The 2,652-nt window shown below is 75.2% G+C and carries 2 protein-coding genes; both read right to left on the reverse strand.

The window, feature by feature from the left end:
• The coding region (gene trxB / locus ACMA1D_RS31840; RefSeq protein ID WP_414727450.1) for a thioredoxin-disulfide reductase at window positions 1–975 on the reverse strand (975 nt) is incomplete at its 3' end.
• Entirely contained in the window at window positions 972–2,420 is a 1,449-nt protein-coding gene (locus ACMA1D_RS31845; RefSeq protein WP_414727451.1) for a S8 family serine peptidase, read from the reverse strand. The genes ACMA1D_RS31845 and trxB, both read right to left, overlap by 4 nt.
• Between the last annotated feature and the right edge of the window lie 232 nt (window positions 2,421–2,652).

Below are 2,652 nucleotides of genomic sequence, written 5' to 3' on the forward strand. Positions count from 1 at the left end.
CCCCCCCCCCGCCGCCGCGGCGGCGTCGAGCGCCGCCCCGTCGCCGAGCGCCGCCAGGTACCGCTCGGCGTCCAGGGCCGCCGCGCAGCCGCTGCCCGCCGCAGTGATCGCCTGCCGGTAGGTGTGGTCCACCACGTCGCCGGCGGCGAAGACGCCCGGCAGGTTGGTCCGGGTCGACGGCGCCTGGACCCGCAGGTAGCCGGCGGCGTCCCGGTCGAGTTGGCCGGCGAACAGCGTGCTGCGCGGATCGTGTCCGATGGCCACGAACAGCCCGGTGGCCGCCAACGGGCGGGTGGTGCCGGTCAGTACGTCACGCAGGGTCAGCCCGGCCAGCCGCTCCGTGCCGTGCAGTTCGACCACCTCGCTGTCGTACGCGAACGTGATCTTCTCGTCGGCCCGCGCCCTGGCCTGCATCACCTTCGAGGCACGCAGGCTGTCGCGGCGGTGGACGACGGTGACGGACCTGGCGTAGCGGGTGAGGAAGGTGGCCTCCTCCAGGGCGGTGTCACCGCCGCCGACCACGGCCAGGTCCTGCCCCTTGAAGAAGAAGCCGTCGCAGGTGGCGCACCAGGACACGCCCCGTCCGGCGAGTTCGTCCTCGCGCGGCAGGCCGAGCTTGCGGTAGCCGGAGCCGGTGGCGACGATCACCGTACGGGCCCGGTGGGTGGTGCCGTGGGCGTCGGTGACGTGTTTGACGGGTCCTTCCAGTTCGACGGCCGCCACTTCGTCGTCGACGAGTTCGGCGCCGAACCGCTCCGCCTGCGCCCGCATCCCCAGCATCAGCTCGGGGCCCTGGATGCCGGTCGGGAAGCCGGGGAAGTTCTCCACGTCGGTGGTGGTCATCAAGGCGCCGCCGGCGTAGAGCGCGCCGCAGAAGACCAGTGGGTGCAGGCTGGCGCGCGCGGTGTACAGGGCGGCGGTGTAGCCGGCCGGGCCCGAGCCGATGACGATGGTGTCCCGGATGCGGTCGCTCATCGCCCCGCCCCCGCCCCGGCGTCGGCGGCGCCCCCGCGCCCCGCGGCCCGCGCACTGCCGACCCCAGCCGCATCGGACACGCCGGGTGCGCTGGACACACCAGGTGCGCTGGGCGCATCGGTCTCACCCACCTCGGCGGTCACACCGGACGCACCAGCCGCCGCATACGGCGCCCGACCAGTGTCCGGCCCCACGTACGCCAGCAGGTTCTTGCTCTCCTCGCCGGGGTCGCACACGTGGTCCTTGGTGGCCCTGCGGGCCAGCGCCGCGTCCAACTCCTCGGCCGGGGTGCCCGGGTGGTCCGCGAGGTAGCTGGCGGCGGCGCCTGCGACCTGGGCGGCGGCGGCCGATGTGCCGCTGAGCTGGGTGTAGTACCGGTCGCCGACGGAGCTGGCGACCGGTATGCCGCTGCCGGGCGCGAACAGGTGCACGCAGCTCCCGGTGTTGGCGCTGGCCAGCCGTCGGTCGGAGCGGTCCGTCGCGGAGACGGTGAGCGCGGTGGTCTGCCGCCCCGGCGTTGCGTCGCAGGCGTCGATCGGCCGGCCGTTCCCGTCCCCGTTGCCGGCGGGCGCGGTGTACGCGATGCCTTGCGCCGCCATCTCGTAGAGCTGGAGGTCGAGAACGGAGCCGGGTTCGCCGGAGAAGCCGAGGCTGACGACGGCGGGCTTGGCGGCGTGCGCAGTGATCCAGTCAACGGCCGACACCAGGTGCTCAAGACGCCCCGTACCGTCGCAGCCCAGCGCGCGGACGGAGCCGACCCGGGCCGCCGACGCCACCCCGGTGTGCTTGCCGGCGACCAGCGAGGCGGTGGCGGTGCCGTGGCCGTTGCAGTCGGTGGCCAGGCCGCCGGCGCGGTCGTTGATCGCGTCGTACGCGGCGGTGACCCGACCGCGCAACTCCTCGTGGTCGGCCCGTACGCCGGTGTCCACGACGTACGCGTGCACGCCGGCCGCGGGGTTGGGCGCGCTGAACCTGCCGTCCAGCGGCAGGTCGCGCTGGTCCATCCGGTCCAGGCCCCACGGCGCCGCCCACCGCCCGCCGGCGCCGACGCCGGTGCCGGGCGCCGCGCGGTACGGGCGGGCGCCGAGGCGGCCGGCGGTGCGGTAGGTGCGGTCCCTGGTGACCGAGCCGACCCGGGTGTCCTTGAGGTACGCGCCCACCTGCGCATCGGTCAGGGTGACCGAGAAGCCCTGGAGGGCGGCGTAGTAGGTCCGGCGCAGTTGGCCGCCGTCGTCCGCGACCAGTTGCCTGGCCGCCTTGTCTACGGCCTGCTGGTCGGCGTCGGTGCGCAGCAGTTGCACGACATAGACGGCGGAGTCGGCGGGTTCGGCGCCGCCGGCACGGTCGACGGCGCCGGCGGCCTGCGCCGGGCCGAGCAGCGGCAGCAGCAGCGCGCCGGCGCTGGCCGCCGTCAGCACCGATCGGAGCAGGGCGTTCTTCGTCATCGCGGACCTTTCGTCGCAGGGGGGTGGGCGGTTCGTCGCACGGGGCGGGTTCGTCGCGGTGGAGGAGTGCGCACGGGGCACGGAGCGGGAGCACGGCCCACGCGGTACGGGGCACGGGGCGGGCGACACCGGTCACGGGGCACGGGTCCGCACGGAGCACGGAGCACACGGAGCCCAGAACACGGAGCACGGAGCACGGAGCACCGCGGGGGGGGGGGGGGGGGGGGGGGGG

The sequence above is a fragment of the Streptomyces sp. 796.1 genome (genome assembly GCF_047525675.1).
GTDB lineage: Bacteria > Actinomycetota > Actinomycetes > Streptomycetales > Streptomycetaceae > Streptomyces.